This window comes from Paucilactobacillus vaccinostercus DSM 20634 (assembly GCF_001436295.1).
In the GTDB taxonomy this organism is placed as follows: domain Bacteria; phylum Bacillota; class Bacilli; order Lactobacillales; family Lactobacillaceae; genus Paucilactobacillus; species Paucilactobacillus vaccinostercus.
The window spans coordinates 52,929-74,287 of the sequence record NZ_AYYY01000021.1; the positions used below are offsets into that span (position 1 = coordinate 52,929).

The window sequence follows — 21,359 nt, forward strand, 5'->3', positions numbered from 1 at the left end:
GCAATTAGTTCATAAAATTAGCAAATGGATCAAGGAAAGAAGGGTTAGTTAATGACAGTTCAAAATAAAGTGGTTATCATCACCGGTGCCTCATCAGGGATTGGTGAAGCCAGTGCAAAGTTATTAGCCGCCAACGGGGCAAAAGTGGTATTAGGGGCGCGTCGTGAAGCAAAATTAAGCCAAATTGCTGCAGATATTCGGCAGCACGGGGGCCAAGCAACCTATGCGGTGACTGATGTCACTAAAGCAGCATCTGTTCAGGCGTTGGTTGCAACTGCTAAAAAAGAGTTTGGAACCGTGGATGTGATTTTCAACAATGCCGGAATTATGCCAAGTTCTCCGATTAGTGCGTTACATGTTGATGAGTGGGATGCGATGATCGATATTAATATCAAAGGTGTTTTAAATGGTATTGCGGCAGTTATGCCGGAATTTACCGCACAGAGACATGGTCAGATTATTACAACTTCATCGGTCGCAGGTATTAAGAGTTTTCCTGGCGCAGGCGTGTATGGTGCGACTAAATTTGCAGTTCGTAATTTAATGGAAGTGATTCGGATGGAAAGTGCTCAGGAAGGCACTAATATCCGAACCGCCACGTTATACCCGGCGGCAATCAACACGGAATTACTTCACACAATTACGGATGAGCAAACTAGCGCCGGTATGAAGCAGTTATATGAAACCGTCGGTATTACACCAGATGCTGTAGCGCGAGTGGTTAATTTTGCGATCGAGCAACCAGTAGATGTCAATATTAGTGAATTTACGATTTATCCAACAAAACAGGCCTAATGAAAGGGAGTATGAATATTGAATAAAAATAAGGCACTCAGCCAAGATGGTATTTTTCCACGTGGTCCGAAAAATGATGCCTATGCCCAATTTTTCACAGGACAAAGCTATCTGCAAGGATTAGTAAATGATGATCAAGTAACCGTCGGCGTGGGTAACGTGACGGTTGAACCAGGTTGCCGAAATAATTGGCATATTCATCATGATGGGTATCAAATTTTATTAGTGACGGGTGGTGAAGGCTGGTATCAAGAAGATGGTAAACCAGCTAGACATCTTAGTGTAGGGGATGTCGTGGTGACCCATGATGGCATTAAACATTGGCATGGGGCCACTAAGGATAGCTGGTTTTCGCATATCGCGATTACTGCCGGAACACCAGAATGGCTGGAGCCAGTAACCGATGCGCAATATCAAGCAGTTGAGGAGGCACAGCAAAATGGCTAAGAAACAGACTGCGGGACGTGATAACCTGGGAGATTTTGCACCTCAATTCGCGAAGTTGAACGATGATGTTCTGTTTGGTGAAGTTTGGTCGCAAGAAAATCAACTGTCAGCGCATGATCGGAGTTTGATTACGGTGGCGAGCTTGATGACGCAAGGCGTCCCACAACTTGAGGCACATATTAAAATTGCAAAGCAAAATGGGGTCACAAAAGATGAAATGGTGGCGTTGATTACACATCTCTCTTTTTATACTGGATGGCCCAAGGCATGGTCAGCGTTCGGGTTGGCCAAGCAGGTTTATCAAAATTAATATAATAAAACAGGCCAACTTCAATTAGTTGGCCTGTTTTATTGGCTTAGTAATGGATGCCAGATTAGAATATACGTCAAAAACAGCATGATTGCGTGGGTTAAAGATTTGCAATGCAGCTTGGTTTGATAGCTTTGTGCCTGCTGGCGCGCGGTGCACGATGTCGAATACAAAGTGAATCGTCACCTCAGTTTCGAACGGAATAGATTGATCGATGTTGACGATGATGGTATTGTCTTGTTGCTTCACTGAGTATTGCTCTGTGAGTCGCTGATTATTAACAGTGACTTCTTCGTGATTGTAGCGTGCGAAGGGCTTCAATGCAGCCCAGTTTGTTTTAAAGGCGTAGCACCGACGCCGTTTGTCGTTGTATTTACCATAGTATCGAATAAAGACGTGGTATTTGCCGTCCGTCCAGCGATCCATGACGTAGTGGCGAAAGTGTTTTGATTGCATACGATTATTTACCTTCATAAAAAAGAATGTATTAGTATACTAGTCCTGTTTGGCCGTAAAGTGAAGAATTGACATCAAATTTAACTAAATTAAATAGATTTGACTATTGCAGGAGAATAGTTGTAATGTTAAGTGTTCAATTATTCATGGTAGGGAGAGAAAAGAGTGAAACATAAGAACAGTTATTTTTACATAAAACATTATTTTTTGTTGTTTGTCGGTATTATCATTATGGCAATGAGCGTTGCATTAGCTAAAATTGCTACATTAGGAACGTCCCCGATTTCAAGTGTGCCCAACGTTTTGAGTATCATTACGCCACTAACAATTGGGCAAACGACCATTATTTTCATGACCTTGGTGATTGTATTGGAGGCTGTTGTCCTTGGGAAAAATTTCAATCGCAAGAATGTAGTTCAAATTGTGCCAACGATTGTCTTTGGTGAATTAATCGATCTGTTTATTCAGATTTTTGGATTTATTGATCCGCACGCATATTGGGTTAAATTGTGTCTCACAATTATTAGCATTGGTTGTCTCGCGATTGGTGTGTTTTTCGAAGTTAATTCGCGGACAATCATGATGGCTGGGGAAGGCATTGCGGCCGCATTTGCGTTTCGTCTTCGCCAGCCATTCGCGAAAATGAAAGTTCGAGCTGATATTACAATGGTGGTGATGGCCGTGATTTTATCGGTGATATTTACGCAGTCGCTTGTCGGTGTTCGGGAAGGAACGATTTTATCTGCGATCTTTACTGGTCGAATTATTGGATTGATCGAAGACCATATGCCAGCATTTACAAAGTGGGTACAAAATTAAGAGTGACCGATGAATCCTTTACTAACAGGATTATGTATATAGCAAATAATCAGAATGAAAAAGGTGTGAACTTAGTTGTGTATTACAAGTACATTTAATTTCCTAATTGCAGATAAAACTTAGGAATTCAGATCGATCTGTGTGCGTTGCAAGATATGGATTCGTGTTAAGCTAACACCATCCTGAAAAGGATGCCCAAGTACGACTGTCAAACCGATATCCTGCGCTGTCTATTTGATACTTCATCGGTTTGAAAAAAGTTCCGATCGCGAGGCGATGATCGGAACTTTTTATGTGGTCTTAATGATCTTTGGATTGAATTAATTGTTGGCGCTTAGGGCTGACCCACGTTCCAGAACCAAATCCTAAGATTGTTTTGAGTGCTGGGATAAACGTTACTGCAATTGTGATAGGGTTGATCATCCAAAAGAACAGCATGTAGAGGGGAGCAAAAATAAGATATTTTAATTTGGCACCGTGATGATCCAGAATCAAGGCAGCAAGCAGCTGCAAGAGACCGGCCAACATTTCAAATGTGACGAAGATAAATGACATTTCAATGCTATGAAAGAAGCGTTCCACGTTACCCGTCATTAGGAAATAGAGCAGGGTTATCAAAAAGATGGCAGTTGTAATGATGAAGAAAAACGACCACACGATGGAAAGCGTTGAGTCAATGAACATTGATAATTGGTAGCGGTGTTTGATGGGATGGAAGACAAATTTTTTTATGTTTGTGAGCCAAACTTCTGTGCCGCCCTGTGCCCAACGCTTTCGTTGCTTGTATAGATCACCGATGGTTTCGGGAACGTTCATATGAAAAACGATATTGGGTGCAAATCGTGGAACCGCACCGATCATTTGATGATCCCAAGCGATACTAATATCTTCGGTGGCTCGATTTTGTCGGAAGCCACCCACGTCAATGAGAAATGATTTACGATACATGGTATTGGCACCACTATAGGCATACATCGAATCATTAACTGCCGATTGACTACGTTTTATGACGCCCACAATACTTGAAAATTCAACCGTTTGCGATTTACCGATTAATTTGGTGCGATTTTGAACATCCATGTTGGCAGTGACGGCCGAAGTGTTGAGGTCTCGATCGTGAACGAAATAATTCATATATTTCATCAAGGCGTCAGGTTCAGGAATTGTATCGGCATCATTACTGAGAATGTAGTCCCCTTTAGCAAAGTACATGCCAATATTAAAGGCGTGGGCTTTACCTTTGTTCTTAACAATTTCAATCATTCGTAGACGGGGAAAACGTTGCTCTAACCGCTTAATGATCGTTGCAGTTTCGTCAGTTGAACCATCATTCATAACAAGAATTTCAAAATTGGTGTAGTTGAGTTGTTCAAACAGGTATGTAATAGTGGATTCGATCATGACCTCTTCATTGTGAGCGGGGATCATAATCGTGATCATTGGTTGATCTTTGGGTGCCAGTACCTGCCAATCGTTATCTTCAGAGTTAGGTCTTAAAAAACGGTAAGACAGGGCGCCAAAGAACCAAAAGAAGGCGCCCGTAATAGGGTATAGACAAAGGATCAGCATGGCAATTGTGATCACTGTTTGGATAGTTGTTGCTTCAAAAATATGATCAATCATGGATAATGTTAGTCTCCGTTCTTAAACTTATAGGTCGTCAAGATGCTGTTGGTCAAAGAGTTGGTGAATTTCGTCGGTATTCAGATTTTGATCACTTTCAACCCGATAATTTCGAACGGCCTGCCGGAACTGATCGTCCCCAAACCGGTCATTCATAAATTTATCCAGCTCGGTTTTGCGGGCTTTTTGATTGATCGGATTGAATGTAGGCCATTGTTCTACAAGACGATCTCGCTTACGCGTCTGAATAATAGTCATTGAGACGGTGAAAATAAGGGATACAACCGCGAGAAATAAAAGGATGATCCCAATGAATTGAATCTCAAAAATACCTTCATGGTAACGCCAAATTGGCTGGACCTTGCCGATCGTTGTGCCAAGATAACTCCAAACGGTAATGAATACAGGGACTAATACGCAAAGCCAGCCCATAATCGCGACAAAAGTCTGCCAAATTTTAAGGCCCCAGTGACCACGGCTGAAGTAATCGTCAGTATATAATTGTTGTGAATCTTGATGTTGTTGCTTGGCTGACATAGTGAGCTCCTTTTTATTAGTTACTAATAGGATCAATTGGACGGCCAAATAAGTATCCTTGGCGTAAATCAATATGCAATTGTTCTGCTAGAGATTCGTCTTCTTCGTTTTCAATGCCCGTCAACACAAGGTTGATATGTTGTTCTTCTGAAAAGCGATGCCAGAACTGCAGGTTAAGATCCAGCCAAATAGAAGGATCAGTTTTACGAAAATCGCGCATGGAACACTTTAATGTATCGATCACTGGTAGCATCCATTCGATGCTACTGAGGCTAGCGTTGTCCGTACCAATATTATCGACGTCCAGTTGCATACCGTATGATTGTCCTTGGCGAATATGGTGAAGAAAACGACCTTTATTATGGTAATGTGTCCCAGGTTGAACGTTTAATTCGACTGCCAATTTCATCGGTGCAACCTTGCTAATTGCCCAACGCACAAAATAATCAAATTCTGGACTGATGATTTGATCGTATTCTAAGTTGATCGACAGCTGAATTTTTTCGGTCGGTAATGACTTGAAGGTATCCTCCAATAAGAAAATGACACGTTGTAGGGGCAATGTGTCTAGATTTTTAGGAAGTGTCCAAGAACCATCGGTATTTTTTTGTCTCAGAAGACATTCGTATCCCGTTAAATGACCGTTTCGATCAACTTGTTTTTGAATGAAATAGCGCAGTTCGAATTGTTGCTGGCCTAGATAGTTATTTGAACGTTTACGGGAATGATAAAAGTACAGGCTAATAATGGTAATTGAACTGGCCAGTAAAAGCATGGATAGCCAGAATAACCAGAATTCGAGTTGGTGTAGCAAAATAACATCCTCCTAATATAAGGTATATAAAAAGTAGATTGATTTCATTTTAGTTAATATTATTTATGTCGTATAGTAGTATGCACGAATTTGTTGAAAAAAACGGCTTTTTTCGCGGTTTATATAACAAAAATGATGCGCAACATCTTGAACTTTCACTGTAAATCGGGTAACTTATGGTTAAAGAGTAAACGGTAGAAAATATATTTTGTATGGGAGAGATAACAGTTGGAGAATCGAGTCATGAATGATGATCGGCAGAACAAGGTAGTGTCGATGTATAATACAGGAAAAACTGTGAATATGAATTATAAACAACAAGCCCCCGATTATGGCGATATGATTAGACAGCGCGCACAACCGGTTATCTGTGAGCCGCTGGTTCGTGATACACTCGACTGGTTGACTGTCAGTTACGACTGGTTGGACTCAGAGACGGTCCGCCGAGTTCTTACATGCCTTGAACCCCAAATTGAACAGTTGAAAGCTGAGCGACAAATTGCGGTGGACCGCGCAAAAGTTTCGTTGTGCGCACTTACCGAATTGGATGCGGCAAATCCAGACATACGGGATAGAACACGTATACTACAGCAATTGCTGCAATTTGAAAAGCATCATGTTTCGAATGTGTCAACTTTGGATATCGTTCTTGCCACGGAACATTTAAATCAAGCAATAACTCAGTCTCATTGTTCGAGTCAACAGCCAAAGCCGCATACGCCATCTTTATCAGATACGCCGTTTAGACGACTGAAACAATTATTAAAATCGTAAAAAGGACCACTCTTGGAAAAGTAAGAGTGATCCTTTTTAAAATCAGTTAGTTATTATTTCCGATTTCGTTTTGATATGCAGGTAACATCGCTTTGTACGATTGGTACAGTGCGATATTGGTATCGACATCATTCATCAGTGACTCGTACATTGTGAATAGAGCAGTGTTGAGATCGTCTTCATCTGTTTTAGATTCCAGCATGATCAAAACGCGCTGTTTTAGAATCTTAAATTTTTCATCATTTCGGATGAGTACTAATTGTGCGTCCTTGTAGGCTTCGGCCATTTTTTCGACTAAGGGTGCTTCTAAGTTTTCAAAACGACTGGACTGAATGAGGGCAACCTCATCTTCCGTAAATCTATCCGCATCCAAAAGGGCTAAATACGTGTCTTCGTGACTTTTAAATGCTTTTGCATACTCGACCAAATGCATGCTTTCACCTCATTTATTATTCTAGTTACTAATATAGCGAAAACTGGCACGAATAGCTAGTTTTTAATTGACTGAACGGTGATTTTTAGGTGACGTCACCATGTCTAACTTTAGCACATTGTGACGGGAAAGATAATCCCTTTTTGGACGATCCTTAATAAAAAACCGTCTGAAGGAGAAGACGGTTTCAATGCATTTATTTGTCTTGGTGAATATGTTGTTGCTGCAGGTGACGCTGGTTACGTTTTCGGGCGGTATTATTTTGTGCATCCAGCTTTTGTTGTTGTTCTGCTTGCTTTTTTTGCGCAATGGCAGCCGCCCTTTGTTGCTTTTCTTGCAAATAGTTTTCGGAGATTGACCGCCAGTTAGCATCTGAATCCTGGTGGAGGGCTTGAATAAAACGTTGAATGGTGTGCTTATCTCGAAGATCTATTGGAATGGCCTCATACGCAGCTTGGCACTGATCGACAATTGCTTGTTGGGCGAGATAAGGTCGTTGAACTTTTTGAAAAGCAGGATCGTCATCCTTAAAGGTGACGCTAAATGGCGCAATATTCTCAGCATATTGCTCATTAATTTGGGATTTAAGATGAGTTATCTTTTCTTGAGTGGGTGCCAGTTCGGTAATCTTCTTTTTAGCGTAGGTAATGAGAGCGGCCTTGTACTTTTTCCAATAAAAGTAGCGATAGATCACGTAGGCGATAGCAAAGAAGGTGGCTACGGTGTACACCATCGTGATGGTCCGTTGTGGCGTGGTATCTTTGGGAAAGTCAAGTGTCTTACCGGCGATAAAAGCAACGATTGCAATTACCACTAAAATAACGGTGAAAATAATGGTTTGTCGGTCATTCTTTTTCTTAATCGGAACTGGATTTTCAGCGAGCTGAAGCCGATCGTTTGCACGATCAATCTCAGCCTGAAGCTTTGTGATTTCAGGATCTTTTAGTGCGGCCTGTTGTTGATTATGAGCGAAAATACCGTCGTTCGTTTTTTCAAATGCTGGTGCAAGATAACGATTTCGCGCATCACGCAAGGGGATGAGCTTTTGGTACTCCTCGTCATAAGACATTGCCTGCCGAAATGTTTTTTCAAGTTCTGAGCGATCCATGGTTGTTAGATCCATCTTGTTGCCTCCCAAATGATATGTTAACTAGTAGTATAGCGAATTCTGGGAGATTAAAAAAGGGGGCAAACCGTTAGGCTTGTCCCCAAAAATAATCATTAAACTTCTAAGTCAATAAAGCGCTGCTGATCAAAATCGTAGAGTCCTTGATCAGTGAGCTTAATGGATGGAATAACGGGAAGTGTCAAAAATGAAAGGGTGATAAAGGGATTGAATTCACGGTTTGTACTGATCTGTTGGTAGGCTGCCGTGATTGCAGTTAAATCTTGTGCTGCACTCTGATAATCTTTTGCAGACATGAGACCGGCAATTGCCAACGGCATTGTCGCCAGTACTTTTTCATCGTCGACAACGGTAATGCCACCTCCCGCTTGAGTGACCTCTTCGACAGCCCGAAACATGGCTGTATCGCTAGTTCCGACAACGACGAGGTTATGAGAGTCATGAGCAATGGTTGTCGCAATGGCACCATGCTGTAATTCAAATTCCTTAACCAGTCCGAGGCCAACGGTTCCAAGATGGTGATGGCGCTCAATAACGGCCATCTTTAAGATGTCGTTATTAAGATCAGCCTGAAACTGACCGTTTTCGGTTGGAACATGCGTTTTAATGTGATCAGTGACGATGTGATTTGGCTGAATCCCAATCACGTGGCAATAGTCACTACTTAATGGTAGTGCCAAATCCTGCAATTGGAGTTGATGGTGAACGGTATTGACACCAATTGCAGCGGGGTGACTAGTTTGTTCCTTGATCCACTGACCATTTTTCATTACTGCGTCGATTTTGACGTTATGGGGATCGTTAAGGAAAACTAGGTCTGCTTGGTAACCAGACGCTAATGCACCGGTATGAGCTAAATTATGAGCCATTGCAGCATTGTAACTTGCCATCGTATAAGCGAGTTCAGGACGAATACCAAGTTGGATGGCCAATTTGATACAGTAATCAATCGACCCTTCACTCATTAGATCATCAATCAGTTTGTCATCAGTACAAAATGAAAAATCTTGAGCGTTACTTTCATTGACAGCCTGAATGGTGTTTGCAATATCACGTTCTACGGTTCCTTCACGAAGAAATATTGAAAAGCCAGTTGCGAGTCGATCGTTGATTACGGCGACATTTCCCGCCTCATGGTCTGTGTGGATTCCTGCTTGGCGATAAACGTCTAGTTGTTCAACTGATAGGCCGGCAGCATGACCGTCAGCATGATAACCAGCATCATTAGCATCTTGGATTTTAGCAAGTGTTTCGGGATCTTTGGCCAGTACTGAAGGATAATCCATCACCTCAGCGAGTCCGTGAACCTCGGGGTACTGATATAGTGGCTTTAGATCAGCCGCTTTGAGTGTCGCACCGGCGTGTTCAAATGGGGTACAAGGAACGGAAGAGGGAAGCATGAAGAAGACGTCCATGGGTGTTTGACGAGCATCTTTAATCATGTATTCAATGCCCGCCTTTCCCATGACGTTTGCAATTTCGTGAGGATCAGTCACAATTGCGGTGACCCCATGTTTCAAGAGAACTTTACCGACTTCACTCGGAGTAACCATGGAACTTTCAATGTGCACGTGGGCATCAATGAAACCCGGAACGATATATTTATCACGGGCATCAATTATTTTTCTAGCCGCGAAATCAGTGGTTCCAACGGCAACAATGGTTTCATGGTCGAGCCAAAGATCGTGTTGCTCAAATTGACGTTTGAAAACATTTAGCACTTGACCATTCTTGATACAGGTATCGACAGTACGCATAATCATTCTTCCTCCAAAGATATTAAGCATTGATCAAATATTATTTGTCACTTTGAGTTGAATGTCAAGCATCTTTAAGTTATATACATTCGAAATAGGTTATTTTAAAAATGAATATTTAATCGTATTTTAGGAATGAAAGCAATACTGCATATTACGAATGACTAATACAGATAAAAGATAGCTAAAGAAAGAAATAAAGCAAAACTAAAACAAATAATTTATTTGTAATATTGGCATTAAAAGTCGTAATTTAGCAGTGTTAAAGTCTGATTACAAACCTGTCGTGTTTTTGTAACATTTCAACTTGAAACGGTATTATAACAGCACTTTTAAGAGATATATGATGCTTTGACACATTGGGAAAGTTAAGTTATCTTAACAACTGTTGATGGTCTTAATTATTGCTTAGAAACTCAAGTTATAATTTCATTTCGTAGTACATAAAATTAAATGGATCATTTACTGAAAGGACAAACTTATGAAGCAAATTGGTGAAGAAAAATATCATTATAAAATGTATAAACAAGGGCGAAAATGGATATTTGCAAGTATTGCTGCCTTATCGATTGGTGTGACGGCATCGGTCACGGTTGCTCATGCGGATACTACTGTCAGTGAGACGGGGGCAACAGCTAATGCGGTTGCGACAACCAGCAGTGCGGCCAGCATATCCGACGAGCAGCAAGTGACGCTCAGTGCCAGTAGTGCGGTGAATTCAAGTGCAGCTTCTACTGTGAGTGTGAGTTCGACATCAAGTAGTGCAGCGCTTGCCAGTACTGCAACTTCGACTGCCGATACGAGTAGCACAGCGACTGACACCAATGATCAAGCCGCCAGTGTGGCGAGCTCATCTTCAGCAACTTTGAGTGCCGCGAGTGAAACAGTGACAAGCACTGCTAATAGTGTCGCAAGTAGTGTCTCATCAAGCACGAGTTCAAGTGCGGCTAGTGCATCAACGACGGCTGAGAGTGCCTCATCCTCTGCCACTCAAACGACGATGCTAGTTTCAGAAGACAGTGCGGCTGTCGAAACCGCAAAATCTGCTGCCGCTGCCGCCTATGAGGCGACGGGAGAGGCGCAAACGGTTGTTGCAACAGCAGCTAGCTCAGTAACGGAACAACCAACGTACAGTTCGAATGCTACGCAACAGGCGTTCATTGAAAGCTTGCAAGATGGCGCAATTGCTGGTTGGGATGAATATGGTGTTTTGCCATCAGTGACGGTTGCCCAAGCAATTCTCGAAAGTGGATGGGGCAAGTCAACATTGTCAACTGAAGCTCATAATCTATTTGGTATTAAGGGAACGTATAATGGGAATTACGTTAATTATCCAACCAAGGAATATGTGAACGGAAGTTACGTGACGGTCTATGCCGAATTTCGCGCCTATGATAATAATTCTGAAAGTGTCGAAGATCACGGCTATTTCCTGTATTCAAATTCACGTTATAGTAATTTACTAGGTGTTACAAATTACGAAACGGTTGCTGAAGATTTACAATCAGATGGATATGCGACTGATCCAAGCTATGCAAGTTCGTTAATTAAAATTATTGAAGAGTATAATTTAACACAGTTGGATCAAATTGCGTTAGCAGGAACAGCCATTGCATCGGATAGTACGACGAGTTCAACCTCGACGACTACGGCGACTGGATCGGAGTACTATACGGTTAAGAGCGGTGATACACTATCAAAAATTGCGACAACCTATGGCACCACAACCGCTAACTTAGTGTCTTTGAACCAGATTAGTAATGCCAACTTGATTTACGTTGGCGAGCAATTGTTAGTTAGTTCTACTGCTAGTGCCGCAAGCGCAGCCGCCAGTTCTACGGCTACTACCAGTACTGTAACGACTTATACGGTTAAAAGTGGTGACACATTATCTGCGATTGCCAGCAAATATGGAACGACAACCGCGGCATTAAAATCATTGAATAATATCAGTAACATCAACTTGATTAACGTGGGACAGGTGCTTACGATTACTGCAGCCGCGGCCACAACGGCTTCAAGTGCCAGTGCAACGACCACGACTTATACAGTTAAAAGTGGCGATACGCTATCCGCGATTGCCGCTAAGTATGATACGACTGTCAGCTCACTTGTCAGCGCTAATCAGATTGCAAACGCCAATGCGATTTACGTCGGTGAAACGATAACCCTCAGCACAACGGCCACAAGTTCTTCAACCACGACGGGAACAACGAGTTCAACGACGACCTATACAGTCAAGAGCGGCGATACATTGTCCGCAATTGCTGCTAAATACGGAATAACGGTTAGCACGCTGGTCAGCAATAACAACCTCACAAATGCTAATATGATTTACGTGGGACAAACATTAACGCTTAGTGGGAGTACCAACAAAACGACCTCCAGCACAAACACGTCGACGAGTAAGACTTATACAGTTAAGAGTGGCGACACTTTATCAGGAATCGGTAGCCGGTACGGGGTAAGTTGGACGACATTGGCCCAGCTTAACAACATTTCTAGTCCGTACACCATTTATAGTGGGCAAATAATTAAATTATAGATAGTGGTGCCTATCATTTTTTGTTATTTATAAAGAAAATTGCAGAAAGTGGTTGCGCTTACATTTGGTTAGTCATATACTCACTTTATATCCACTTCAGGATAGTGGGTATATCTCTTGTTTGGTATCTGATGGTACTAACACTTGTACTTGTAAACTCCATTCAAAGCATTCCTTTCGGTCGAGGAATGCTTTTTTGTAACCAGCAAAAAAAGCCGATCGAAGTTGACCGACTTTAATTAAGGATTAATGTTATTGAGGTGCTCCTTGATTTTGAGCAGGCTGTTTAGGATATCTTGATGTTCAGATTTCGCGAGAGGTTCATTGATTAATGTATTTAGATCAATAAAGATCTTTTGAATATCTGTAACCAATTTTTCACCAGCCATGGTAAGAAAGAGATTCTTCTGTCGCTCGTTGTCGGCTTGAATCTTTCTTAGAAGGTAACCACGATCTTCCAATAGTTTTAAAATATTGGTGACAGTGGCCTGCTTTTTGCCGAGATAGTCTGACAATGAGCGCTGGATAGTTCCAGGGTGAAGGCTAATGTAGTTGAGACTGCGGGCTTGTAGCGTGTTGAGCTGTATTGATTTCAACCGATGGGCGATATAGTTATATTGTAGTGTGCTAAGAGTGTAAATTAGCTCACTTGTATCATCCTGTTCAAACTTCATTAAATCAAATTCCTCCCTATTTTTCATGATTCAGTTTAAAGGAGATCGAGTGATTTGACAATGGGTTGTATAAAATGTATTCTGCAAATAGTTAAAATTACAACTATTTGAAAGGCGGAATCAAAAATGTCGCTAACGGTCGCGGAAAAAAGAGTAACCAAAAAAGAACTGCAACGGAACTTAATCCTAAGTGGATTAAGCGAAGAACAGGTTGCCCGAGATTTAAAAACATCTCCGAAAACAATTCAAAATATCCTCCAATTAAAAGTCACACACATTGAAGATCCGTGGATTTTGAAAAGCTATCTAGAGGAACAAATTCTTGACCAACAAAAAAATCCCCTTCCATTTACGGCTTTGAAAGGAGATTATCACCAATATTGGTTTTTAGATAGTCGTCGGATTGAACAGCGTCGGTTAGGATAGTCGCCTAGCGACGAAGCAATTTGTAGTGCGCAGTGATATTACCCGTGATGATAAAGATGATACTGTCGATTAATAACAAGGTTACGATGACGTTCCGACCAGCAAAGAAGGCAAGAATGAGGACCAGTACTAGGATAACGACGGCAATGATTGTTAGCCATTTTGAAATAGATTTTAAATGATAGTAAGTTCCGAGGTTTTCTTTGAGAATCGCTTTTTTGCTAGCGCGCTCATCTTTTTGATCTCGGTAACTCATGAATCCTGCAAAACCGATGCAGAATATAAATAGTAATACAGCAAATAGCATATTCATAGTTAATCAGTCGAACGTGGCGATCTAAAGCCATGTTCATCCTCCATATAGTCTTATTAGTACCTAATATATCATGAAATTAAAATTTATTCGAACAAATTTGGGAGTCTTATTCAAGACGATCTTGAACCTGTGTCGTAAATTCGCGAATTAGGGAAGCATTTGAGCTACTGAACGTGAAGACACGACCATCGAATTCAAAGCTGAGTTGGTTAGCATCATTGGTCTGCAGATGGGTGATGGCGGCTAGTGGGAAAAGTAGCACGTCATCAGTGGTAAGTTGAATAATTTTTTCGAATGTCAATGCAAGGATTGCCATTTGTGGACCATCATTAACGGTCAAGGCGTTAAGAATGGTTTCATGCTTTTTGAGTGTGAGACTGATATTAGCGATCTTTTCAGGCGGAAATTGGTCAATATCGATGGTTGATACGCCAAATTTAACAAGCGCGTCGCGAATTTTATTAGATTTTTTGTTTGCCATTTTTTTGAATTTATCGATATCACGAATCTGCTTTTTGATTTGATCGGCGGATAATAAAATCCGGCCCAGCTTCATTTGATCGGCCTGAATTTGAGCTTTCTGGTAGCATTCTTTGCAGATGATTTCTTTATTTGCAATACGGTATCTGGCATGTGGTGGTCGAACGTTTGTCCCACATACGGCGCAAGTCTGTGTTCCTAAAATTCCCATGATTGAGTCACTCCATTAGTTAACTAGTTTAGAAAACGCTATCTTTTTTGATCATGGTAATAATGATAATACGAAAACGGGATCAGAGCTAGCAAATAAACTAGTTTTTGTAAATAAATCTAAGAAGATAGCGAATTTTGTGATCTTATTCGTTAATTCAGAGGCGAATAGCTAATACATGACGCTAATTGTGACTAATCAGTTTGTAGATATAAACAGCCGGACAAAAAGAGTAGTTTTTGTCCGGCTGTTTAAAATTAAAGTGTGTTATCCGCAATGGCGGCTAGTACTGACTTTGAGGGGATGAAGAAGATCTCGCCAGAGACCGGCGTTGAAAAATCGAGAAGTCGGTCGGATTTTGTAAACATTCCTTCTAACATCCGCTTGGTGACCTGCCAGTGGCGAGCATAACCAATGAAATAAGTGCCATTTTCCTTTTCACTGGGATTCGAGAAGGGGACGTTCATGCGAACAATTTTGTGTTCAATGCCGTCTTTATTATCTTGAGAAACAACGTTGTGCGCGTTAGCTGCTTTTTGATCATCATCGAGTTCAATGTCATTGAACTTCTTTCGACCAATTGCGGCTTCTTGTTGTTCGACCTTTAATTTATTCCAAGCGTCCATGTTGTGCATGTATTTTTGAGCAAAAGCATAGGAACCGTTAATAAATTGTGGATCCTCATCCCCAATGATGGCATATTCAGGGGTGTCCAAGGCACTGGGATTTTCAGTGCCATCCACAAACCCAATGATTGCGCGACCTTCGAAGTAACGGAAACCATGAGTTTCATCGACAACCGTCACATGGTCTCCCAAAATCGTCATAATTTCGGACATGAGTTCGAATGGAATTGCGGAGTTGCGGGCCCGAATATGGAAAAAAAGATCAGCCGGTGTGGCAGGAGCAGTATACTTAGGTCCCGTAATAGGGGCAAATGCTTCTAGTTCGGCAGGCCGCGGTGCATCTGGAAATAAATAGTCCCAGGCACGACGCGAAAACCCAAAAGCAACGGCCAATTTAGCATCTGGGTAACGGACATTTAAACTATTGATGAATGCGGGTAAGTGTTCAGCTAAGTTAGCGATTATTTCCTGATCATGGGCTAAATCATCGCGTTTAAGCATAAGTGTTGAAAAAATAATATTTTCACCGGCATCTTTGTAAACGTCTTGGACGTCTTTAAGGTCGATTGACATAAACTATCGTCTCCCTAGTTTTGATTGATTCTAAACTAGTTTTAGTTTAACATAGGTCGATTCAGATCGAAAATGATTTGATAAAAAAAGACCGGCGAAGGTGGCCGGTCAAAAGGTTACTTGGTGGATTGTGCCTCAAGCTGGTCTAACAGCTGTGAGTAATAATTGTGTGATAAGACGACAACGTCATCGTCCAGTTCTTCTGATTGCTGAATGCGGACCATCTTGTTGGTCTGAACAATGTTCTCGATGATGGAGTCTTGTTTACACTGAAAATCTTTGGCTGAATATGTCTGCATAGAATTCACACTCCCCGCTAATGGATTTCTTTGTTAAAGGTTATTATGGACCTACTTGGGGGTAAATGTAAATTAAAATTGGTAATTTTATGAAACCGGTACCACAAACGCTGGTAAGCCGTTGATTATTTCAAATGTGACACGAAAAAGGCCTTAAACTTAGTCTTTCAGGAAGTCAGATAGACAATCAACAATTAATTGATGATCTTCTTCCGATAGCATACCAGAAACTGCAATCGTGCCAACTAACCCAGTTCCGATGATATTAATTGGAAAGGCGCCTCCGGCCGCAGCATAGTCTTTGGCAGGAAGTAAACTGGCTTCCCCAAGTGATCGATGCTCTTGTTCACATTTAAGCTGTAAGGCGAGACTACTTTGACCAAAGTGGTAGACCGTGTTGATTTTACGCTGTAACCACTGATCGTTGTCGATGGCGGTGCCAGGTAGCGCAGCATGGAAAAGCTGTTGATGGCAACGCGTAATATCGATCGTCACAGCGGCTTTTTTTGCTTGTGCACGGGCAACGAGTTGGTTGCCCAGCACCCAAGCATCGTCATTTGTGAAGTGGTTAAATTGGAGGGTTGTTTCCTGTTTTGCGACGTCAGTAATCGTGAGCATTTGTATCAGCTCCTTTATTTGAGTTGGAATGAATCTGGTGTGTACTGCATAAATTCAATTTGATTGCCATCGGGATCTTCTGACCAGAGTTGATAAGATTTGTCTGGGCCAAACTTGATCTCACTATTCACCGGCAATCCCTTAGCCTCCAGTTCAGATTTAACAGCTTCAAGATCATCAACTTCTAGACTGAGGTGCAGATAGCCATTTAAATCATAACCATGGGTTGCCTTTGGTAGGCCTTCGGAATCATAGAAGAGTTCCAAAAACTGGCCAGGTTGAATTTCTAAGTAGTTAATCCAAGGCTTTCCATTTTCATCGGGAAGCTCAAATTTTTGAGTGAAGCCGAGTCCATCGCAGTAGTAGGCTAATGCTTGTTTCATGTCGGTTACTTTAAACGATGCGTGTGCAATTCGATTGATTTTCATTTGAATTCCTCCAGTTGTATGACTGAGTTAAAAGATAAGGGCACTTTCTTCGGTTGGTCCCCAGAATCCGTTATCTAGGTAACCGGTTGGAAGCGGGGCCGGCTTCTCGAACGTAGATTGAAGTTCGTAGATCTGGCTTTGATTGGCACTAATGTACATACCATGAATAAGCTCGAATACATGGTATGCCATTTCCATGCTGGCCCGATGTGGTCGCTGTTTGGTAATTGACCAGGCCATCTCTGCAGCTCCGAGGCCGCGTGAGTTTTCACGATAGCCGTGTGAGAATGGAAAATCGACGGGGTCATTATTAGGCTTCTGTAGAATATTTGGTGAGTCAAAATTATTCGGATCACCAAGTTTAAGCGTCCCCTCATCCCCAAATAGTGTGAGGACGGGATCTTCGGCAAGAATATTTTCAGAGTTAAAATGCACCGTACATAACGTGCCATTTTCATATTCAACAATGGCAGTAACAATGTTTTGGGCTTCAACGGTACTTGATTCGCCAAACCATGGGCGATCAGTACGTTTACCAATTCGTTCGGGACGATACCGACGGCCAAAGGCACTAACGCGTATTGCTGGCCCAAGGATGCTGGCCAGAGCAGTCATGTAGTAGCAGCCGGTGTCAAATGGCAAGGTCCCACCAACTTGATTCATATGGGGGAAAATATCAGCGTATACGTCAAAGTCACGGTTTAAAGAAACAATTGCGGAAAGTGGGTGACCAATTAGTCCCTTATCGACGATGTAGCGGGCGGTTTGGATACCAGCACCCAAAAAAGTATCGGGAGCCACGCCGAGACGAACATGATTTTCCTTAGCCAACTGGCAGAGTTCCTGCCCGTCCTCAAGATTAACGGCAATCATTTTTTCCGAGAATACGTGTTTATGGTGTTCAAGGGCCTGTTTGATGATGTCATAATGTGATTTGGGGTTTGTCAGGTTGATGATCATTTGAATTTGATCATCAGCGAGAATCGCCTCGTAGGACATTGCACGAAGATGATAGTTATTTGCGGTATTAGCCATTTTGTCTTCATTAAGATCGAAGCAGGCAACCACATCAATAATTTTAAATTTATTTTGGAGCGACTGAATGTAGATATCGCTAATCACACCACAACCAATAATGGCGGCGCGAAGTGGGGTAATGTTCATAGGTCAGAAACCTCCTAATTTTTAAAATGGTGACGGCAAAATTGCTAAGGGTTCAGGCAGATAAAAGGTGTTATCAGTCAGCGTCAGTCTTCCGGTGTGAGCATCTCGTTTGAAGATACTGAGAGAGTCGGAGCGCTGATTTGCAACCAATAGGTATTGATCCTGAGCCGTTAAGCGAATGTCCCATGGAAAATCACCATCAACTTTAATATTTTGAATTGCAGATAATTGGCCATCGGTTTGGATTGCAAAAACGGCAATACTGTTATAACCTCGGTTCGAAACGTATAAGAACCGGTTGTCGCTAGAAATGCGGATCGCAGCTGCACCGTTATGCGCCGTCCACGTGGTGGGGATGGTATGATCAATAGCAAGGGTGGTAAATTGGCCGGTGCCAGCATCATAAGATAGGGTCGCAACCTGACTACTGAGTTCACCGACCACGTACGCAATGGATAAGTCGTGGTTAAAGCGAAGATGGCGGGGGCCAAAACCAGCCGGTAAGAAATGGCGTGCGACTAAGTGAAAGTGATGGGTTTCAGTGACGTCGTACGTAAAAATTGTGTCGACCCCGAGATCACAGACGACTAGACGGTGATCTGGTGTTTGGTTGATGAAGTGGGGATGAGGGCCATCGCGTTGTTCGATTTGGGGGCCGTTGGTACCGGTGTCAGCAATGCGATCAACGAGTTTCAATTGATGCTGCTTAACTTCATAGATACTGAGCTCGTTTAAATCGTAATTTGCAAGATAAACCAGCTGGCGGTTTGAATCATAAGCAAGATAGGTTCCTGAGGCGGATGAGTCAAAGCTCTGTCCCAGTGTCTGATACTGAGCGTTCAGGCATTGAACGCCTCCTGGATGCGCTCGATTTAGTTGGCGATCGATGCACAGCAGTGTGTGATCGGGTCCAGCAGCCAGATAAAAGGGATCACCACTTGGTATTACCAAGCGTAATTGCTGCGCAGTTCCGCTACGTGAGTCAAAATTAAAAGAATAGACACCTTGGCTGACGCGGCGGGTATAGGTTCCAAGAAAAAATGTTTCCATATGATTCACCTCAATTTATATATGAAACCGTTATCATATATTGTACTCAAGGCTAACGTAATTGAAATAGCAGAAAGTGTCTATTTTTTGTCAAATCATTACTAAAATTGGTATGACTAAAATAATTGTTTCCACAGGCTGATTGTTCTATACTGAATCGGATAAATAAGCAGGGAGTGTTCATATTTTGTACTCACAAAATGAAAAATTTGATCAGTTAGAAACTAAATTACGAGCAGAAAAGGGTCAGAATCAGCAGCAAATTTGTCAGGTAATGGCTAAAATTGAAGGTCAACCACTGGCACAATGGTTTGATATTTTATCTGGGGCATTCATTGTTGCAGCCAGTCAAGGTATTAAGCAGGCGACAACGGACCAATTGACCCGGTCTAAGCAAAAGCACGATGATGATCGCATTGATCAGATTACTAATAGTTTATTCAAGCGATTTTGTGACGCGGCCGCGGATCCCAAGCAACGGATCGCACGGTACCTTAATGATGATATTTCCAATATTTTGGAGCGCTCTGCCAATGTCAAAACGTGGGAGGCGTATGTTAAAAGTGAGCACAAGCAATTGTTGCTTGCTCAACTACTCTATATTTGGTATCTCGGTTGGCAGCGCGGATACGCATTTACTGTTGAAATTGATATGTTGGTGGCAAAGAAGCAAAGTAATGATCCTCGATTTGATAAAATGGGGGATACGCAAATTAAGGCTGCCAGCACTAAAATTTCAGAAAATGAAAGTACGCGTGTTTTAGCAGAAATATTCCATGATGCGCAAGCACAAGAACGCATTTATTTGATGGTTCTTGCGTACTTAGAAACAGGAAAAAAATAACCAAGATTTGATGAGATACATGAGGTCAGGCAAGTTGTCTGGCTTTTTTGTATCCCGTCAATTCTTGGTTATAAAATGACATTAATTGTTAAAAATAGGCGGTGTAGAATAGGTATCCGGCAAGCCCAAATGCCGCAAAGGCAACGATGATTCGCAGTGGACGTACTGGGACGTGACGAATTAAAACGGGTCCGAGATAGCCGCCCAAAAACATTCCGGCACCCATAGGGAGAACCATCCACCAGTAGACCTTTGTTGTAAACGCGTAGATGGCGAGTGAGAGGGTATTGGTGACAAAAGTGGTAAAGTTTTTAATCGCGTTAGTGACCGCGAATGATTTATTTAAAGTTACCATTAGAATTGATAGTAAGATCATACCAGCCGAGGCCCCGAAATAGCCAATGTACACACCAACTAGAAAGATGGCAACGTATTTAAAAAATGTGATGATGGGGCGTTCGCTCGTGTGCGTTGGTGTTGTCGGTCGTTTGTGGAACTGAGAGTACAGCATCAGAATGCCAGATCCAAAAATCAAAAAAGGCACAATCTTTTCAAAAGTCGAAGCTGGCGCGTAAGCGAGGATAATACTACCGAAGATACCACCGACGAGGGCGACTGCAGCAACGTGCCAAGTCGTTTGTCGATCCGTCTTCAACTCTTTTGTGGAAGACATTAATGAGCCAACACCGGTGAATACTAGAGCTGCCGTATTGGTGGTATTAGCACTAACCGGCGGCACCCCAAGTGCTAGTAGTACTGGATATGATACAAGTGATGCCAGACCAGCGACTGCGGCAAGAAAACCGGCGGCAAGACCCGCAAGAAATAGAATAATGATCATTGATAATAGGGACAAGACAAAGAACTCCTTTGGTTAATTTGTGATCGAGCATAAATTATGTAAATCGGCAATACACGTATCAAGGCCATGAGATTGGTGGATCTCATGGCCTTGAGTATAAGAAATGAGGTTTAGTGAATGACCGTGGAATAGCTGAGTTGCACTAACGATGGTGTTGAAATTAATAGAACGTTTTTCGTTGTAAGCAGAATCGGTGGTGTGTAACTGAGCTGTGGGTACGAGCGATTGGTGATCTGCAATATCGGTTCAGTCATCATAATTCACTCCTTTGCAGGACTAAAGTTACTAAAAAGAAAATCGGTGTTACAAAAGAATATACGCAAACGACATCTCCTAATGTAACCCTTATCAT

26 protein-coding genes are annotated in these 21,359 nt (G+C 42.1%); 8 read left to right on the forward strand and 18 right to left on the reverse strand.

Annotation, left to right across the window (positions count from 1 at the left end; genetic code table 11):
* The first annotated feature begins 51 nt into the window (after positions 1–51).
* From FC26_RS04930 to FC26_RS04940, 3 genes are read left to right on the forward strand one after another with little or no spacing between them, the layout of a single operon-like run.
* Positions 52–795 carry an SDR family oxidoreductase gene (locus FC26_RS04930; RefSeq protein WP_057778343.1) on the forward strand — a complete coding sequence of 248 codons (744 nt, stop codon included), beginning with the start codon at positions 52–54 and terminating at the stop codon, positions 793–795.
* Between the two features lie 18 nt (positions 796–813).
* Positions 814–1,242, forward strand: coding sequence for a cupin domain-containing protein (locus FC26_RS04935; protein WP_057778344.1), 429 nt, complete (start codon positions 814–816; stop codon positions 1,240–1,242).
* Complete coding sequence (locus tag FC26_RS04940) at positions 1,235–1,552, forward strand: carboxymuconolactone decarboxylase family protein (protein WP_057778346.1); 318 nt, start codon at positions 1,235–1,237, stop codon at positions 1,550–1,552. Before FC26_RS04935 ends, FC26_RS04940 begins: the two co-directional genes overlap by 8 nt.
* 24 nt (positions 1,553–1,576) lie before the next feature.
* Here FC26_RS04940 and FC26_RS04945 read toward each other — a convergent pair whose 3' ends face one another.
* Positions 1,577–2,008, reverse strand: a complete 432-nt coding sequence (locus FC26_RS04945; protein WP_057778348.1) for a hypothetical protein — start codon at positions 2,006–2,008, stop codon at positions 1,577–1,579.
* Positions 2,009–2,173: 165 nt separating this feature from the next.
* Between FC26_RS04945 and FC26_RS04950 the strand changes: the two genes are divergently transcribed.
* The gene (locus FC26_RS04950) at positions 2,174–2,827 is read left to right on the forward strand and encodes a YczE/YyaS/YitT family protein (RefSeq protein ID WP_191978879.1); all 654 of its coding nucleotides are present in this window, start codon (positions 2,174–2,176) and stop codon (positions 2,825–2,827) included.
* A gap of 300 nt (positions 2,828–3,127) precedes the next feature.
* Here the strand turns inward: FC26_RS04950 and FC26_RS04955 are convergent, their stop codons facing one another.
* Genes FC26_RS04955 through FC26_RS04965 form a run of 3 tightly spaced genes read right to left on the reverse strand, consistent with a single transcriptional unit; the run spans position 3,128 to position 5,804 of the window.
* Complete coding sequence (locus FC26_RS04955; RefSeq protein WP_057778350.1) at positions 3,128–4,450, reverse strand: glycosyltransferase family 2 protein; 1,323 nt, start codon at positions 4,448–4,450, stop codon at positions 3,128–3,130.
* Between the two features lie 27 nt (positions 4,451–4,477).
* Positions 4,478–4,987 (reverse strand): hypothetical protein, encoded by a 510-nt coding sequence (locus tag FC26_RS04960; protein ID WP_057778352.1) that lies wholly within the window; start codon positions 4,985–4,987, stop codon positions 4,478–4,480.
* 16 nt (positions 4,988–5,003) lie between these two features.
* Positions 5,004–5,804, reverse strand: a complete 801-nt coding sequence (locus tag FC26_RS04965) for an EAL domain-containing protein (RefSeq protein ID WP_057778354.1) — start codon at positions 5,802–5,804, stop codon at positions 5,004–5,006.
* A gap of 240 nt (positions 5,805–6,044) precedes the next feature.
* Between FC26_RS04965 and FC26_RS04970 the strand changes: the two genes are divergently transcribed.
* Positions 6,045–6,575, forward strand: a complete 531-nt coding sequence (locus FC26_RS04970) for a hypothetical protein (protein ID WP_057778356.1) — start codon at positions 6,045–6,047, stop codon at positions 6,573–6,575.
* Positions 6,576–6,621: 46 nt separating this feature from the next.
* On the opposite strand, the gene FC26_RS04975 is transcribed toward FC26_RS04970, so the two are convergent.
* The 3 genes from FC26_RS04975 to ade all read right to left on the reverse strand — a co-directional run bounded on the left by FC26_RS04975 (position 6,622) and on the right by ade (position 9,891).
* A complete protein-coding gene (locus FC26_RS04975) occupies positions 6,622–7,008 on the reverse strand; it encodes a hypothetical protein (RefSeq protein ID WP_057778358.1) in 387 nt (128 codons plus the stop codon).
* Positions 7,009–7,204: 196 nt separating this feature from the next.
* Entirely contained in the window at positions 7,205–8,131 is a 927-nt protein-coding gene (locus FC26_RS04980; RefSeq protein ID WP_057778360.1) for a hypothetical protein, read from the reverse strand.
* A 98-nt stretch (positions 8,132–8,229) separates the two neighbouring features.
* Positions 8,230–9,891: an adenine deaminase gene (ade, locus tag FC26_RS04985; protein WP_083483756.1), complete on the reverse strand. Its 1,662-nt coding sequence runs from the start codon at positions 9,889–9,891 to the stop codon at positions 8,230–8,232.
* 481 nt (positions 9,892–10,372) lie between these two features.
* On the opposite strand from ade, the gene FC26_RS04990 reads away from it, so the two are divergent.
* Entirely contained in the window at positions 10,373–12,436 is a 2,064-nt protein-coding gene (locus FC26_RS04990) for a LysM peptidoglycan-binding domain-containing protein (protein WP_057778362.1), read from the forward strand.
* Between the two features lie 239 nt (positions 12,437–12,675).
* On the opposite strand, the gene FC26_RS04995 is transcribed toward FC26_RS04990, so the two are convergent.
* A complete protein-coding gene (locus tag FC26_RS04995; RefSeq protein WP_057778364.1) occupies positions 12,676–13,110 on the reverse strand; it encodes a MarR family winged helix-turn-helix transcriptional regulator in 435 nt (144 codons plus the stop codon).
* Between the two features lie 126 nt (positions 13,111–13,236).
* Here FC26_RS04995 and FC26_RS05000 point away from each other — a divergent pair, with 126 nt between their 5' ends.
* Positions 13,237–13,536 (forward strand): DUF2316 family protein, encoded by a 300-nt coding sequence (locus FC26_RS05000; protein WP_057778366.1) that lies wholly within the window; start codon positions 13,237–13,239, stop codon positions 13,534–13,536.
* A gap of 4 nt (positions 13,537–13,540) precedes the next feature.
* Here the strand turns inward: FC26_RS05000 and FC26_RS05005 are convergent, their stop codons facing one another.
* The 8 genes from FC26_RS05005 to FC26_RS05040 all read right to left on the reverse strand — a co-directional run bounded on the left by FC26_RS05005 (position 13,541) and on the right by FC26_RS05040 (position 19,301).
* Positions 13,541–13,792: a hypothetical protein gene (locus tag FC26_RS05005; RefSeq protein WP_057778368.1), complete on the reverse strand. Its 252-nt coding sequence runs from the start codon at positions 13,790–13,792 to the stop codon at positions 13,541–13,543.
* A gap of 166 nt (positions 13,793–13,958) precedes the next feature.
* Complete coding sequence (locus tag FC26_RS05010) at positions 13,959–14,543, reverse strand: hypothetical protein (protein ID WP_057778370.1); 585 nt, start codon at positions 14,541–14,543, stop codon at positions 13,959–13,961.
* 257 nt (positions 14,544–14,800) lie between these two features.
* Positions 14,801–15,742, reverse strand: a complete 942-nt coding sequence (locus FC26_RS05015) for a Dyp-type peroxidase (RefSeq protein WP_057778372.1) — start codon at positions 15,740–15,742, stop codon at positions 14,801–14,803.
* 116 nt (positions 15,743–15,858) lie between these two features.
* Entirely contained in the window at positions 15,859–16,041 is a 183-nt protein-coding gene (locus tag FC26_RS05020; protein WP_057778374.1) for a hypothetical protein, read from the reverse strand.
* A 159-nt stretch (positions 16,042–16,200) separates the two neighbouring features.
* A complete protein-coding gene (locus FC26_RS05025; RefSeq protein ID WP_157061062.1) occupies positions 16,201–16,659 on the reverse strand; it encodes a heme-degrading domain-containing protein in 459 nt (152 codons plus the stop codon).
* 14 nt (positions 16,660–16,673) lie between these two features.
* Entirely contained in the window at positions 16,674–17,087 is a 414-nt protein-coding gene (locus FC26_RS05030; protein WP_057778378.1) for a VOC family protein, read from the reverse strand.
* 27 nt (positions 17,088–17,114) lie between these two features.
* A complete protein-coding gene (locus FC26_RS05035; RefSeq protein WP_057778380.1) occupies positions 17,115–18,251 on the reverse strand; it encodes a Gfo/Idh/MocA family protein in 1,137 nt (378 codons plus the stop codon).
* 21 nt (positions 18,252–18,272) lie between these two features.
* Positions 18,273–19,301 carry a lactonase family protein gene (locus FC26_RS05040; protein ID WP_057778382.1) on the reverse strand — a complete coding sequence of 343 codons (1,029 nt, stop codon included), beginning with the start codon at positions 19,299–19,301 and terminating at the stop codon, positions 18,273–18,275.
* A gap of 187 nt (positions 19,302–19,488) precedes the next feature.
* Here FC26_RS05040 and FC26_RS05045 point away from each other — a divergent pair, with 187 nt between their 5' ends.
* A complete protein-coding gene (locus tag FC26_RS05045; RefSeq protein ID WP_057778384.1) occupies positions 19,489–20,145 on the forward strand; it encodes a hypothetical protein in 657 nt (218 codons plus the stop codon).
* Between the two features lie 88 nt (positions 20,146–20,233).
* Here FC26_RS05045 and FC26_RS05050 read toward each other — a convergent pair whose 3' ends face one another.
* Positions 20,234–20,986, reverse strand: coding sequence for a sulfite exporter TauE/SafE family protein (locus FC26_RS05050; RefSeq protein WP_191978880.1), 753 nt, complete (start codon positions 20,984–20,986; stop codon positions 20,234–20,236).
* 131 nt (positions 20,987–21,117) lie between these two features.
* Positions 21,118–21,264 (reverse strand): hypothetical protein, encoded by a 147-nt coding sequence (locus FC26_RS12700; RefSeq protein WP_157061064.1) that lies wholly within the window; start codon positions 21,262–21,264, stop codon positions 21,118–21,120.
* Positions 21,265–21,359: the final 95 nt, after the last annotated feature.